This is a genomic window from Citrobacter sp. U14242 (assembly GCF_046555775.1).
Taxonomy (GTDB): Bacteria; Pseudomonadota; Gammaproteobacteria; order Enterobacterales; family Enterobacteriaceae; genus Citrobacter.
Map to the genome: position 1 here is coordinate 26,890 of NZ_JBKGLW010000014.1, position 14,182 is coordinate 41,071.

Below are 14,182 nucleotides of genomic sequence, written 5' to 3' on the forward strand. Positions count from 1 at the left end.
CTTGCCGTCCTGTTGTTACAGGTTTTAACTAAAAATAAGTGAATTGCTATCTGTTATTTATTTTCCTGTGCTTGCCGGATAACCGAGATTTTTTTACCAAATAGCAGCTGTAAAACCACTAATAATGTAAAAGGTGGCAGTAGTGCGGTTATCGCAGAAATACCCAGCGCGCCTTTTATTAACATGGAGCCAGAGGCTATCAGCAATAAAAAAACCATCACGCGGAACACTTTGACTGAAATACGTTTATGCACATATTGCCCAACCAGCGAGCCGAGGATCATGGTGGGAATACAAAAGATCACCAACTTAAAAATTGAGACAGTTAAAATTCCGCTGGTGGCCAGTCCACCGATAACCGCAATGTTGTTCGCCGTGAAGAAGGCGTTCAGCGTGCCGCGAAATGCCGCCGGACCTAAGTTACGTAACATGCCGTAGATCACCATCGGCGGCCCATTGGTCGAAAACGCCGCGCCCAATGCGCCAGCAACGGCACCAATAGGCGCAGCAATCCAGTTGCGGTCATAAACAGGCAGGCGTGGAATAAACATGCTGTAGAACGAATAGAGGATCAGGAACCCGCCTAAGCCCACTTTCATAAAATGGTCGGGTAAATAGGACAGTGCGTATAAACCGACAGGTATTCCCAGAAACGAGAAAATAATCAGTACCATTGCCGAGCGCCAGTCTGTTTCTTTACGTGACAGCCAGGTGGCGTACAAAGCGGTAGCAGTGCCAACAATCACCGACAGCGGTGTTGCCATTTTTACCGGGAGCATCAGTGTAACCAGAGGCATCGTCGTTAGCCCGCCGCCGAACCCTGCGCATATTCCTACAAAGGTATAAAGAAACATTAACGCGATGACGGTGCAGACCACGTTAGTATCCAGTAGCACGCCATCCGATGTAAATAAATTAAAGAAGTCCATAATGATTCCTGTTGCGTTAATACAACCCTGAATAACGATATTGTTCTTTTTTTAATGAAACTAATTCCGCTGCCCATGAATATTAAAAAACAGGCGATGTGTTTTTCCCGATTCCAGCAATAGTAAATCTGTTCCGGAATTAAACGCGTTGGGCGGGCAACTCATCGGTTCTATTGCTAGCCCCTGACGCTGTAATTTTTCACCGCTGTATACTTGTACCCAGGGTTGATCGGAATAAAGGCTAACTGAAAGCGCTTGTTGTGGATGGGTAATGGTCATTTCCCATTGGTCGTTAACGGTTTTGAATGTGTGGTCGATTCGCGTATCTGCCACTTTTTTCGTCTGACTGAAATTTAAGTCCAGCTCATCAACGTGATGGAGTGTTGTCGGATTAATATGCTCATCGACGGCATAAACCTGTAGTGCCGGAAGCTGTAACAGATATTCATCGACAGGCATTAAGTTGCAGGTTAAATAAGGGTGAATACCCACACCATAAGGTGCTGGCTGGCTACCAATATTCTGGCTGGTGATCTCAACAGTCAGGCCACTTTGTGCATTGAGCGAATAAATAACCTGTGAAGCCAGCATAAATGGATAGCCGTAGCTGGGTGGCAAAAAAGCCGTCAAGGTGACGCTGCGAGGCGTCTGTTTGCTGATTTGCCAGTCACGCCAGGCAAGCAGCCCGTGAATAGAGGCCTGCGAGTTGTGTTCATTAATTGGTAACTGATATTCACGTCCTTGATGCTGATAACAGCCGTTTGCAATACGGTTAGGCCATGGGATGAGCACTTTACCCAGGTGCGCCCTCGGCATCTCTTCAGGTTTGTGGGGGATGACTAAATGGCAGTCCTGAAAGGTTAATTCAGCCAGACCCGCACCGACGGTCACGATGGTCGCATGATAATCCCCGGCGGTGAGTGAAACGGTCTGTCCACTGCTATGCATACTCGTTAATCGCATACGAGGCACCTTTATGGAAGAACGGCATATCCGGCACGCAGGCTGATACGCCGTATTTTCAGGTCAGTTATTTGGCGTTAACATCCAACAGGCCAGCGGCAACAGCAGGAGCCAGACCAGGTGCTAACGGGATGCGTGGAATTACCAGGCAGTGCAGCAGGTGGTAAATATCTTGTTTACCATCCCAGACTTTGGTGGTGACTTTGTTGTCAGCATCTAACTCTTGCCACCATGAGCCATTTTCATAGTCCATCAGGTACGTAATGCAGTAGTCCCACCATGTCTGATACCAGGTTTCGTACTGGCGATCGCCGGTCACGGTGTAGAGTGCATAAGCGGTTCCCATTGCTTCGACGATAGGCCAACGTACGCGTTCGCGGACCACGGGTTTGCCTTCCCAGTCAACGGTATAGACAATTCCGTCAGCACCATCGGGCGCCCAGGCATCGCGAACGGTAGCATTGAACAGGCCTTTTGCATCTTCTAACAACCAGGCCGGTGGTTGTTCGCAACGGGCTTCCAGTGCGGCGTGGATGTGCAGCATCAAACGACCCCATTCGATCCAATGACCTGGAGTGCCGCCGAACGCGCGGAAGCGGTGTGCCGGGTTGTCTTTGTTGTAATCCGGCAGTGGATTCCACTGGGTATCGAAGTGCTCGTTAACGCGATAATGATTATTTCTGGCTACGTCGTGGATAATGACAGACGCCACGCGAATCGCGCGATCCAACCATTTTTTGTCATGTGTGACGTCATAAACAATCAAGAAGGCTTCCACCGCATGCATGTTGGCATTACCGCCGCGGTACGCTTCGGTTTCACTAAAGGCTTCGTCCCAGGATTCCAGACACATTTGCTCTTCTTCGCTCCAGAAATATTTCTCAATAATTTCAATGGTGTAATCGAGCAATTTGCGAGCTTCCGGATGGCCGGTGGTAACGGCGCTGGCGGCACCCAACAAGGCAAAGAAGTGTTGATAACCTTGTTTGGAGGCATCCACTACGCCCTTGTCATTCACGCAGGCGTACCAGCCGCCATATTTTTCATCACGCAGCGCGCCGTTCATCGACTTGATACCGTGATCAACCAACGAGTAGGCACCCGGACGACCCATCGCCGCAGCAACAGAATAAACGTGAAGCATACGGGCGGTGATCCATAAATGCGTACCCATCTCTTCTTTGATTTGCCCTTTATTACCTAGCCAGCCAAAGCCAGTCGGTACTACGGCATTTTTACCAAAATCAAAGATGCGATCGGTTTCCTGTTCCAGCCAGCGGTTATGACTTAATGTATTAAACCATTTCATCCCTTTGTCCTCGTATTAGCGGCGTTTAGTCATCATTTCGTCGACGATTTCGCCCAGATGTTGTAGTTTCGGTGCAGAAATATCGCGCAGCATCAGTTCGCTATCAGGCAAACCGACGACCGATGCCCATACCGCACGGCCTGCCAGGAATCCGGATGCGCCCGCTGTCATTGCGACACGCACGGCACGTGGGAACAGTTTTTCGTCCACGCCAGAAGAGAGGATCACCCACGGTATATTGATATGTTCATTGAGACGTTGTGAAGCGGTGAGAAGCTCTTGTTGCGGGCCTTTGCCGTAAAGTGGCATTTCTACTTTGTAGAGATCCGCGCCGCTGTCGCCTAGCTCAATTGCTGCTTCAATGATCGCCTGTTCACGATCGAATTTATCGCCACGACGCGGCGGGCGAACGACTGGCTCAATGATGCTGATAAGACCCTGTGAGTGGCACAATTCGTTGAACTCTTTCACCATATCCAGGCGTTGTTGTGCGTCTTCGTCACTACGCCAGAGGACTAATAGTTTTAAGGCTTTACCACCGTCTTGTTTGACCTGTAGCGGGTTGATTTTTCGGTCAATCACCACGCTATCAACCGGGATGCCATTACCCGGAATAAACTCATCGGCAGCAACGATCATGGCGCAGCTTTTAGCAATCGCCTTTTGTTCAACCACCTGGCGGTAGCAGAACTGCTGATCGATCAGAATGGCTGAGGCATAAGGCGAAAGTGTTTTTGCGGCATTCACTTTGAAATCGGTCAGTACGCTGTCCGTCACCGGTGATTTCGCGCCAGCTGCGGCAAACATCATGCGCATGGCTTCGCGTTGGTCGACTGCCAGCATGGCGAAACCGCCGGATGCGCGCGTAATGTCGTTGATGGTGTACTTATTCATTCATTTATTCCTTTATCCAGTCGTTACATTTTTACGTTGGCGGTCAGTCCGGCGCTGACACGGACCTGCTCCAGAATGGCGGACCAGTCCTGACGACCGCGACCCGCCGCGCGTGCCTGGCTATAAACCTCCCGTGAAGCGGCGCCCAGTGGCATCGGGACATGCAACTGGTTGGCAACATCGAGAGCGATACCAAGATCCTTGTGGGCGAGATCGATCATGAAGGCGGGAGAAAGATCCCCGCAGAGGACTTTGTTTGGCCAGGTGGTGGTGAAGTGACCTTTTCCGGCGGCAGTACCGCTCATCACCTTGACGGCAACATCGAAAGGAAGATGCAGGGCTTCGCACAGCACGGCGGCTTCGGCAGACAGTGCATTGAGTGCGATGCTCATGTAGTTATTAATGAGTTTGACGCGGATACCCATACCGGGACCGCCCGCGTTGATCAGTTCGCTTCCCATCGCCATGAGAACCGGCGTGGCACGTTCAACCTGTTCAGTGGTGCCGCCAGCCAGCAGCAGCAGGGTGCCGGTAATGGCGTTAGCGGAAGTACGGCCTACTGGTACATCCATCATGCTGAAGCCTGAAGCCTGCATATCAGCAATCAATTTATCGGTTTGCAGTGGGTGGATCGTTGACATATCAATGACCAGCGCATCGGCAGATAAACCCTCGCAAACACCGTTCTTACCAAACAGCACGCTGCGCACCAAATCGCCGTTCGGCAACATGGTGATGACAAATTCTGCGCCATTAACGGCCTGCGCCGGGCTAGTGGCGGGGGTTGCACCTTTGTCGACCAGGAGGTTTACGGCCTCTGAATTGACATCGAACACGCGAAGCTGATGCCCCTGCTTGAGTAAATTGCTCGCCATAGGTGAACCCATTTGCCCTAAGCCGATAAATGCGATTGCTGCCATATCCTTCTCCTGGATGCTGATGTGTCACTTTTTGTCATTTATGATGCGATTTTATTGTCTGTTTTTGATCGTATTTGTAATTTATGGTCAAAAAATTGACAGCCGTCACTTTTTAAACATTTTGTGAAATTAAAATGATCCCATCTTGAAACGCCTAAGGAATGACCATGATTCGTGTTGCTTGTGTGGGTATTACCGTGATGGATCGCATCTATTACGTAGAAGGTTTACCGACTGAAGGGGGTAAATATGTGGCGAAGCGGTATACCGAAGTGGGCGGTGGGCCTGCTGCGACTGCGGCTGTGGCTGCGGCAAAGCTGGGCGCACAGGTGGACTTTATTGGCCGTGTGGGCGATGACGACACCGGAAACAGCCTGCTGGTGGAGCTGGAATCCCTGGGGGTAAACACGCGTTACACCCGGCGCTATGCAGGGGCGAAATCTTCACAGTCGGCGATTATGGTCGACGCGAAGGGAGAGCGAATTATCGTTAACTATCCCAGCCCGGATTTACTGCATGATGCCGACTGGTTGAGTGAGATCGATTTTTCTCAGTGGGATGTAGTGTTGGCGGATGTGCGCTGGCACGAAGGGGCAAAACAGGCCTTCACGCTGGCGCGTCAGTCAGGGGTGATGACCGTACTGGATGGCGATGTTACGCCGCAGGACATCAGTGAACTGGTGGCATTGAGCGATCATGCTGCGTTCTCTGAACCGGGACTGGCGCGACTGACAGGGACAACGGAGCCCGATTCTGGACTGAAAAAAGCACAAATGCTCACAAATGGCCATGTTTATGTGACGCGTGGCAGTGAGGGGTGTGACTGGATAAAAGATAATGCAGTGCAGCATCAGCCAGGATTTTCAGTCGATGTGGTAGACACCACCGGTGCCGGTGATGTTTTTCACGGTGCGCTGGCATTTAGTCTGGCCTGTGGGACCGCGCAGGAAGATGCCGTCAGGTTTGCCAGTGGCGTCGCTGCACTGAAGTGTACGCGTCCGGGCGGACGTGCGGGGATCCCTGACTGTGATCAAACCCGATCTTTTCTGTCACTTTTTGTATAAAATGCCAGGGCAATGGTTTTTCGAGGAAATTTCATGAGTCTTACCGAACTGACCGGTAACCCGCGACACGATCAACTGCTGATGCTGATTAGCGAGCGCGGTTATATGAATATTGACGAACTCGCCAGTCTGCTGGATGTTTCCACCCAGACCGTGCGTCGTGATATTCGTAAGTTAAGCGAACAGGGATTAATTACGCGTCATCACGGTGGAGCAGGCAGAGCCTCCAGCGTGGTCAATACGGCGTTCGAACAGCGTGAAGTCTCGTGGACGGAAGAGAAAAAAGCCATCGCGGAAGCGGTAGCGGATTACATTCCCGACGGCTCAACCGTGTTCATTACCATTGGTACTACCGTTGAGCAGGTTGCGCGGGCGCTGTTAAACCATAACCATTTGCGCATCATCACCAACAGCCTGCGCGTGGCGCATATTCTTTATAACAATCCCCGCTTTGAAGTGATGGTGCCTGGCGGAACGCTGCGCCCGCATAACAGCGGTATTATTGGCCCTTCTGCGGCAGCATTTGTGGCAGATTTCCGGGCCGATTATCTGGTGACCAGCGTCGGGGCGATTGAAAATGATGGCGCGCTGCTGGAGTTTGATGTCAACGAAGCCAGCGTGGTGAAAACGATGATGGCCCATTCGAGGCACATTCTGTTGGCTGCCGATCACACGAAATACTCGGCTTCCGCCGCGGTAGAGATTGGTAATGTGTCTCAGGTGACTGCGCTGTTTACTGATGAGTATCCCGGCCCTGCATTGCACAACCTGCTCCAGGCGCAGCAGGTAGAAATTGTGCAGGTGAGTCCCTCTCAGGATGATGCTCTGGCAATGTAATCCCATCTCGTGATAGCGCGATAAGTTCGAAGTCATCACGCGCTCATAGTCAAACTTCTCCTTTCCCGCTACAGTTATTCATCCACGGCGAGAAAGGAGAAGGACATGCTCTATATCTTTGATTTGGGTAATGTGATTGTCGATATCGACTTCAATCGCGTGTTAGGCACATGGAGCGATTTGAGCCGTGTACCGTTGGCTTCACTAAAGCAAAGTTTCACGATGGGGGAGGCTTTTCGCCAGCATGAGCGAGGCGAAATAACCGATGAAGCCTTCGCCGAGGCGCTGTGTCATGACATGGCGTTGCCTTTGAGTTATGAGCAGTTCTCTCACGGTTGGCAGGCCGTTTTTGTCGCATTACGCCCCGAAGTTATCGACATCATGCATAAGCTGCGCGAGCAAGGACATCGTGTCGTTGTGTTATCGAATACAAACCGCCTGCACACAACGTTTTGGCCAGATGAGTATCCCGAAATCCGTCAGGCAGCCGATCACATTTATCTTTCTCAGGAACTGGGCATGCGTAAACCGGAAGCTCGGATTTATCAGCACGTTCTGCAGTCAGAAGGTTTTTCTGCGCACGATGCGGTCTTTTTTGATGACAACGCCGATAATATTGAAGGGGCTAACCATTTAGGGATCACCAGTATTCAGGTCGTCGATAAAACGACCATCCCTGACTATTTCGCGAAGTTGTTATGCTAAAATTTTTGCATCAAAAAGCCAGGCATCACACGCGTCCTGTATGGGCCTGGCTGAAGCTATTATGGCAGCGCATTGATGAGGATCATATGACAACGCTGGCAGGAAATCTTGCCTACGTTTCATTGCTCTCGTTAGTGCCGCTTATCGCCGTTGTTTTTGCTCTTTTCGCTGCATTTCCGATGTTTTCCGATGTCAGCATTCAACTCCGTCATTTCATTTTCGCTAACTTTATTCCGGCGACCGGCGATGTCATCCAGCGGTATATCGAACAGTTTGTCGCAAACTCGAACAAAATGACTGCTGTTGGGGCATGCGGGCTGATTGTAACCGCCCTATTGCTGATGTATGCCATCGATAGCGCGTTGAATACCATCTGGCGGAGTAAGCGCACGCGGCCCAAAGTGTACTCTTTTGCCGTTTACTGGATGATATTAACGCTGGGACCGCTGCTGGCGGGAGCCAGCCTGGCAATCAGTTCTTATTTGCTGTCGTTGCGCTGGGCAAGCGATCTCAACACGGTTATTGATAACGTACTGCGTATTTTCCCGTTGGTACTTTCCTGGCTATCGTTCTGGCTGCTTTACAGCATTGTACCCACCACGCGAGTACCCAATCGTGATGCGGTAATCGGTGCCTTTGTCGCTGCTGTGCTGTTCGAAGCCGGAAAGAAAGGATTTGCGCTCTATATCACGATGTTCCCGTCTTATCAGCTCATTTACGGTGTCCTGGCGGTGATCCCTATTTTATTTGTCTGGGTTTACTGGACGTGGTGTATCGTCTTGCTAGGCGCGGAAATAACTGTCACTCTCGGGGAATACCGCAAACTTAAACAAGCCGCAGAACAAGAAGAAGCAGAGCAACCATGATTGCATTAATTCAGCGCGTAACCCGTGCCAGCGTCACCGTGGAGGGCGAGGTGACGGGTGAAATTGGCCCAGGACTTTTGGTCCTGTTAGGTGTCGAAAGGGATGATGACGAACAGAAAGCAAACCGCTTGTGCGAACGCGTACTCGGCTATCGAATCTTTAGCGATGCCGAAGGCAAAATGAACCTGAATGTGCAGCAGTCAGGTGGCAGCGTGCTGGTGGTTTCACAGTTTACACTGGCGGCAGATACCGAACGCGGTATGCGTCCTGGGTTCTCAAAGGGTGCTGCGCCCGAGCGGGCAGAAGCGTTATACGAGTACTTTGTTGAACGTTGTCGCCAACAGGAAATGAATACGCAAACCGGACGATTCGCTGCTGATATGCAGGTTTCGCTGGTTAATGATGGCCCCGTGACGTTCTGGTTACAAGTATGAACCAGCTTCCGGCGTGGTCGCGGGTAACAAGAGAGAATACAACTATGTATCACCTTCGAGTACCGCAAACAGAAGAAGAACTGGAGCGTTACTACCAGTTTCGCTGGGAAATGCTGCGTAAACCCCTGCACCAGCCAAAAGGCTCAGAGCGGGATGCCTGGGACGCCATGGCGCATCACCAGATGGTGGTGGACGAAGAGGGGAATCTGGTCGCGGTAGGGCGTCTGTATATCAATGCAGATAACGAAGCTTCCATACGCTTTATGGCTGTAGACCCCTCGGTGCAAGAAAAGGGACTCGGAACGCTGATGGCGATGACCCTTGAATCCGTGGCTCGCCAGGAAGGGGTGAAGCGCGTCACCTGTAGCGCCCGTGAGGATGCGGTTGAATTTTTCGCCAAGCTGGGGTTTGTAAGCCAGGGAGAAATCACCACGCCGCAAACCACGCCGGTCCGCCACTTCCTGATGATTAAGCCCATTGCGACGCTGGACGATATTCTTCATCGTGGTGACTGGTGTGGGCAGCTACAGCAAGCCTGGTACGAACATATTCCGTTAAGCGAGAAAATGGGCGTGCGTATTCAGCAATATACCGGGCAGAAATTTATTACCACGATGCCCGAGACAGGGAACCAGAATCCGCACCACACCCTGTTTGCCGGAAGCCTGTTCTCGCTGGCGACGCTTACCGGTTGGGGGCTTATCTGGCTGATGTTGCGTGAGCGTCATCTGGGAGGAACGATTATCCTCGCCGATGCACATATCCGCTACAGCAAGCCGATCACCGGGAAGCCTACTGCTATCGCCGATCTGGGCTCATTGAGCGGCGATCTTGACCGTCTGGCGAGAGGCCGCAAGGCACGAGTGCAGATGCAGGTGGAGCTTTTTGGTGACGATACGGCGGGCGTGGTGTTTGAAGGCACGTATATCGTACTGCCAGCGAAGCCGTTTGGTCCTTACGTCGAAGGTGGGAATGAAGAAGAGTAGGGGGAAACCCCTACTCTTCACGCGACCCGATTCGCGTTTTACTCGTCTGTTGCAACTCGCCAGGCCACGTCGCGCATTGCGTTTCGCGCCGCCTGGCTTACGCCTCCTAACTGAAAAAATCCGTGGATGACGCCGAGATAGCGCTGGCAGGTGCAGTCCACGGCGTGCTTCTGAAGCTGGTGATACAGGGCTTCGCCTTCATCGCACAGTGGGTCAAATTCAGCGGTAATGATGTGGGTCGGCGGTAACCCGTTGAAATCGTCGCGCCACAGCGGGCTGACTTCCGGATGGTACAGGTCAGTCTGTGGCATATACATCTCGTAACCGGACAACAGTGTGTCACGTGTGATGATGTAATCCTGCCCATTGCGGGTGTAGCTCTCAAATCCGGCGGTTGCGTCGAGCATGGGATAAATCAGCACGAGCTGTGCAGGTTGCCATTGCTGTGCGGTTTTCAGGCGCAAGGCGCAAACGAACGCCAGATGTCCGCCAGCGCTGTCGCCAGCAAGCGTGATATTCTCTCGGTCTACGCCCAGTTCTTCTGCGTATTTCCAGATGATATTGGCCCCGCTTTCCGCATCATCGTGCGCTGCCGGGAAAGTATGCTCTGGTGCAAGGCGGTACTGCACGGCAATCACCCGACAGCCACTGTGCCAGGCGAGCTGCTTTAGCTGGTTATCGTGCGTCGCAAACCCACCGCTGACAAAGCAGCCGCCGTGGTAATAAATCACGCAGGGTAGGTTGCCCGTGGCACCCTGTGGCGAAACAACGCGAAACGTCATGGTATCGAGTTCAATATCTTCAACCTGTACGCGGGTTTCAGTTTCTCCTGCCAGTGCTGTGCTGGCGATGTAGCCCGCTCTCCGGTCATCAATATTCTGTTCGCGGGAGGAAGGGCGTCCCGCCGCGATAAATGCCTCAACCAGCTGCGCAATCCCGCTCTCCAGTGCCATTTCTCTATCCTTTGTCTGTATAAACATACAGTGTTATAGCCTGGATATTGGCAAAAGAAAATGGAGAATGTTGTCTGGACTGTGATTCTGGAAAGCGGCTCGCAAAAGTACATTAACCACCTGCAGCGCTCTTCTCTTTAGAATTTACCGGGTGTAAATTGCTCGTGTTTTAATCTTGAGTGATATACTGGAGATATATATGAGCGTGATGACTGGGCTGGATATGGGCAGAATTTTACTCGATTTATCAGATGAAATGATTAAACGACTGGACGATCTCAAAGTGCAACGCAACCTTCCCCGTGCGGAGCTGTTGCGAGAGGCTGTTGAGCAATACCTGGAAAGACAAGACCAGGCTGAAACAACGATTTCCGGCGCACTTGGTTTGTGGCAGGGCTGTGAAGAAGACGGTGTGGAATACCAGCGCAAACTGCGTGAGGAGTGGTAATGGCTAATGGGTCGGCACTATTTGATACCAATATTTTAATCGACTTATTCAGTGGGCGGCGCGAAGCAAAACAAGCGTTAGATGCATGGCCGCCGCAGAATGCGATTAGCCTTATTACCTGGATGGAAGTGATGGTGGGTGCCAAAAAGTATAATCAGGAGCACCGCACGCGCGTTGCGATAAGCGCGTTTAACGTTATCGGAGTATCGCAGGACATTGCCGAGCGAAGTGTTGCTCTGCGCCAGGAGTATGGGATGAAATTTCCGGATGCCATTATTCTGGCGACAGCGCAGGTTCATCGCCTTGAACTGGTCACGCGTAACACAAAGGACTTTGCCGGAATACCGGGCGTGGTGACGCCATACGAATTGTAACCCGGGCGACTTACGCCGCCCGATACAACAAAAGACTTACTCCCCTTCACCCGGGAACAGGAACGGGTTGATGGAGCTGCGGGCAAAGCCCTCTTGCTCCATGTGTGCGTCCAGCATCAGTGAAGCGAGATCGTCAGCAACAGCTTCTACTTTCGGGTCTTTTTCCTGATATAGAATCTTCAGGTAAGTCCCGCAGTCGCCGCAGCTTTCGGCTTTAATTGCCGCTTGCTCGTTATCCAGTGACCAGTAGTTCAAATCACGGCTCTGTTCGCAGTTGCTGCATTTCACGCGCACGACGTGCCACTCGGTTTCGCACAGGTTGCAGTGCAGATAACGCAGCCCCTGAGTGGTACCGATTTGCACCATGCTGGAAACCGGCATTGAACCACACACCGGGCAGTATTGACGCTGTTCACCGTATTCCGCACGGGCTTTGCCGGGGATCAGGCTCGCCATCTGCGCCCAGTAGAGCGACAAAGCAGCCCAAATGAACGGTGCTTTGTCGCTGCTGACGGAGGCAAAATCGGAGGCAAACAGCGCGCTGGCCATCAGCTCCAGTTCCTGCTCTGAGGCTTTTTCCAGATTCTCGATCACCGCTAACGCGGGACCGCTCATTTCTGGCTTCAGCTCAGCAATTAACGACTGCAGCAGTTTTTGCCAGTGTTTATCGCGCGGCAGGACGTGGATATCCAGCGGCGGCTTGCCCTGATCGTTTGCTTCTTTGATACGCGCAGTAAGATCCATCTGTAACGGATGGTCATACAACACCACTTCCTGCGCGTGGGCAATCAGCGCCGCGAAGCGCAGATAATCGCCCAGCGGGTTGTTCTCGGCCAGCTCGCGCAGGCGTTCAGCGCGGCGGTTATACAAATTTTTGAGTCTGGGGAATAATAACGGCGGAATCATATCCGCCGTGCGTTTCTCGCTCTTCTCCAGCTCATCTTGCGGGATTATGCGAATACTCATTCAGTTTTCTTTTCCGTTGTCTTGCGGACTTCACGGTACCAGCGCGGGTGATGTTTCTTCGCCCATGCACTGGTGACCCATCCTTCCACCATCGCGGTAATGGTGCCTTTCACCCAAAGGGCGGCGTAAATGTGCACCATGATAACCACAATTAACGCTACTGCGGCAAATGAATGCAGCATTAACGCGAATCGGATCACCGGGATTGAGAAAGCAGGCGCAAAATACGGACGCCAGATGACCACTCCACTCACCAGCAACAGGACCAGGAAGGTAATCGCCGCCCAGAATACGCATTTCTGGCCGAAGTTATAACGTCCCGTGTCACCTACTTCCTCGTTGATGACAATCTTACGAATATTCTTCGCCCAAAAGATATCATCCCGATTGATTAGATTGTGGTGCCAGTATCGGAAAAACATGATGATAAACGAGGCAAACATGATCACGCCGACAAACGGGTGCAGAATTCGCGCCAGCTGTGGAGTGCCCATAATTTGCATTAGCCAGTTAAACGACGGGAAGAGAAAGCCCATCCCGCTCACCGCTGCCAGAATGAAGCAGAAGGCGGTGATCCAGTGGTTGATGCGTTCCGGCGCCGTGTAGCGCACGATGGTGTCACGTCGTTTCATTTGCGCACCTCGTCGTCTTTTTCATGCAGATTGTCTTCTTCCTCTTCCGCACGGTTTGGGCCTACACCGACGTAGTGGAAGATACTGGCCGCAAATGTCGCTGCAAAGCCGACCGCTGCGAGGGGTTTCCAGATGCCTTTCCAGAATTTGACGGTGGCGCTGATTTCCGGGTTCTCTGGCAAGCCGTGATACAGGTTCGGCTTGTCAGCATGGTGCAGCACATACATCACGTGCGTACCGCCAACGCCTGCCGGATCGTACAGACCCGCATTTTCGTAACCACGTGTTTTCAGCTCCGCTACACGCTCGCCCGCCAGCGTTTTCATCGACTCTTTGGTGCCGAAATGAATTGCACCGGTTGGGCACGTTTTTACACAGGCCGGTTCCTGGCCCACCACCACGCGGTCAACACACAGCGTACATTTATAGACGCGGTTGTCTTCCGGGTTGAGGCGCGGTACGTCGAACGGGCAGCCTGCAATACAATAACCGCAGCCGATACACTGTTCGGACTGGAAGTCGACGATACCGTTGGCATACTGAATGATTGCCCCTTCAGCCGGGCACGCCTTCAGGCAGCCCGGATCGGCACAGTGCATACAGCCATCCTTACGGATCAGCCATTCGAGTTTGTCGTCCTGCTCCACTTCCGAGAAGCGCATCACCGTCCAGGATTTGGCGGTCAAATCAGCCGGGTTGTCGTACACCCCAACGTTGTTACCCACCTCATCACGGATGTCGTTCCACTCCGAACACGCCACCTGACACGCTTTACAGCCGATACAGGTGGTGACGTCGATAAGCTTCGCCACCTCTTCCTGATGGTCCCGCGCCTGAGGCGCGGGGGTGAAACCGTTAGTGGCGGAACGACGAATGATGTCTTGCGATTGATAAGCCATAGG

Annotated in this window: 17 protein-coding genes; 8 read left to right on the top strand and 9 right to left on the bottom strand. The window is 52.2% G+C overall.

Going from position 1 to position 14,182, the window contains the following annotated elements; translation table 11 throughout:
- Window positions 1-53: 53 nt before the first annotated feature.
- The 5 genes from ACLJXE_RS20690 to yihU form a co-directional block, all read right to left on the bottom strand.
- Window positions 54-929, bottom strand: a complete 876-nt coding sequence (locus tag ACLJXE_RS20690; protein ID WP_410751888.1) for a sulfite exporter TauE/SafE family protein — start codon at window positions 927-929, stop codon at window positions 54-56.
- A gap of 60 nt (window positions 930-989) precedes the next feature.
- Window positions 990-1,892 carry an aldose-1-epimerase gene (locus tag ACLJXE_RS20695; protein ID WP_410751889.1) on the bottom strand — a complete coding sequence of 301 codons (903 nt, stop codon included), beginning with the start codon at window positions 1,890-1,892 and terminating at the stop codon, window positions 990-992.
- Between the two features lie 67 nt (window positions 1,893-1,959).
- The gene (gene yihS, locus ACLJXE_RS20700) at window positions 1,960-3,201 is read right to left on the bottom strand and encodes a sulfoquinovose isomerase (RefSeq protein WP_410751890.1); all 1,242 of its coding nucleotides are present in this window, start codon (window positions 3,199-3,201) and stop codon (window positions 1,960-1,962) included.
- A gap of 15 nt (window positions 3,202-3,216) precedes the next feature.
- A complete protein-coding gene (gene yihT, locus ACLJXE_RS20705) occupies window positions 3,217-4,095 on the bottom strand; it encodes a sulfofructosephosphate aldolase (RefSeq protein WP_410751891.1) in 879 nt (292 codons plus the stop codon).
- A 23-nt stretch (window positions 4,096-4,118) separates the two neighbouring features.
- Entirely contained in the window at window positions 4,119-5,015 is an 897-nt protein-coding gene (gene yihU, locus ACLJXE_RS20710) for a sulfolactaldehyde 3-reductase (protein ID WP_410751892.1), read from the bottom strand.
- Between the two features lie 167 nt (window positions 5,016-5,182).
- On the opposite strand from yihU, the gene ACLJXE_RS20715 reads away from it, so the two are divergent.
- The 6 genes from ACLJXE_RS20715 to fabY all read left to right on the top strand — a co-directional run bounded on the left by ACLJXE_RS20715 (window position 5,183) and on the right by fabY (window position 9,907).
- Window positions 5,183-6,079, top strand: coding sequence for a sugar kinase (locus ACLJXE_RS20715; protein WP_410751893.1), 897 nt, complete (start codon window positions 5,183-5,185; stop codon window positions 6,077-6,079).
- A 33-nt stretch (window positions 6,080-6,112) separates the two neighbouring features.
- A complete protein-coding gene (locus tag ACLJXE_RS20720) occupies window positions 6,113-6,916 on the top strand; it encodes a DeoR/GlpR family DNA-binding transcription regulator (protein ID WP_410751894.1) in 804 nt (267 codons plus the stop codon).
- Window positions 6,917-7,021: 105 nt separating this feature from the next.
- A complete protein-coding gene (gene yihX, locus ACLJXE_RS20725; RefSeq protein WP_410751895.1) occupies window positions 7,022-7,621 on the top strand; it encodes a glucose-1-phosphatase in 600 nt (199 codons plus the stop codon).
- Complete coding sequence (locus ACLJXE_RS20730; protein ID WP_137381427.1) at window positions 7,615-8,487, top strand: virulence factor BrkB family protein; 873 nt, start codon at window positions 7,615-7,617, stop codon at window positions 8,485-8,487. Before yihX ends, ACLJXE_RS20730 begins: the two co-directional genes overlap by 7 nt.
- Window positions 8,484-8,921 (top strand): D-aminoacyl-tRNA deacylase, encoded by a 438-nt coding sequence (gene dtd / locus ACLJXE_RS20735; RefSeq protein WP_003028671.1) that lies wholly within the window; start codon window positions 8,484-8,486, stop codon window positions 8,919-8,921. Before ACLJXE_RS20730 ends, dtd begins: the two co-directional genes overlap by 4 nt.
- A gap of 44 nt (window positions 8,922-8,965) precedes the next feature.
- Window positions 8,966-9,907 (top strand): fatty acid biosynthesis protein FabY, encoded by a 942-nt coding sequence (gene fabY / locus ACLJXE_RS20740; protein WP_170974333.1) that lies wholly within the window; start codon window positions 8,966-8,968, stop codon window positions 9,905-9,907.
- A 38-nt stretch (window positions 9,908-9,945) separates the two neighbouring features.
- On the opposite strand, the gene ACLJXE_RS20745 is transcribed toward fabY, so the two are convergent.
- Window positions 9,946-10,860: an alpha/beta hydrolase gene (locus ACLJXE_RS20745; protein WP_410751896.1), complete on the bottom strand. Its 915-nt coding sequence runs from the start codon at window positions 10,858-10,860 to the stop codon at window positions 9,946-9,948.
- Window positions 10,861-11,065: 205 nt separating this feature from the next.
- Between ACLJXE_RS20745 and ACLJXE_RS20750 the strand changes: the two genes are divergently transcribed.
- Both ACLJXE_RS20750 and ACLJXE_RS20755 read left to right on the top strand, forming a co-directional pair.
- The gene (locus ACLJXE_RS20750; protein ID WP_286631089.1) at window positions 11,066-11,308 is read left to right on the top strand and encodes a CopG family transcriptional regulator; all 243 of its coding nucleotides are present in this window, start codon (window positions 11,066-11,068) and stop codon (window positions 11,306-11,308) included.
- Window positions 11,308-11,682 (top strand): type II toxin-antitoxin system VapC family toxin, encoded by a 375-nt coding sequence (locus ACLJXE_RS20755; protein ID WP_410751897.1) that lies wholly within the window; start codon window positions 11,308-11,310, stop codon window positions 11,680-11,682. Before ACLJXE_RS20750 ends, ACLJXE_RS20755 begins: the two co-directional genes overlap by 1 nt.
- Window positions 11,683-11,718: 36 nt before the next feature.
- Here the strand turns inward: ACLJXE_RS20755 and fdhE are convergent, their stop codons facing one another.
- Genes fdhE through fdoH form a run of 3 tightly spaced genes read right to left on the bottom strand, consistent with a single transcriptional unit; the run spans window position 11,719 to window position 14,179 of the window.
- Window positions 11,719-12,648, bottom strand: coding sequence for a formate dehydrogenase accessory protein FdhE (gene fdhE / locus ACLJXE_RS20760; protein ID WP_003028685.1), 930 nt, complete (start codon window positions 12,646-12,648; stop codon window positions 11,719-11,721).
- Window positions 12,645-13,280: a formate dehydrogenase cytochrome b556 subunit gene (fdoI, locus tag ACLJXE_RS20765; RefSeq protein ID WP_410751898.1), complete on the bottom strand. Its 636-nt coding sequence runs from the start codon at window positions 13,278-13,280 to the stop codon at window positions 12,645-12,647. The genes fdhE and fdoI overlap by 4 nt, the downstream gene beginning before the upstream one ends.
- The gene (gene fdoH / locus ACLJXE_RS20770; protein WP_202037268.1) at window positions 13,277-14,179 is read right to left on the bottom strand and encodes a formate dehydrogenase O subunit beta; all 903 of its coding nucleotides are present in this window, start codon (window positions 14,177-14,179) and stop codon (window positions 13,277-13,279) included. The genes fdoI and fdoH overlap by 4 nt, the downstream gene beginning before the upstream one ends.
- Window positions 14,180-14,182: the final 3 nt, after the last annotated feature.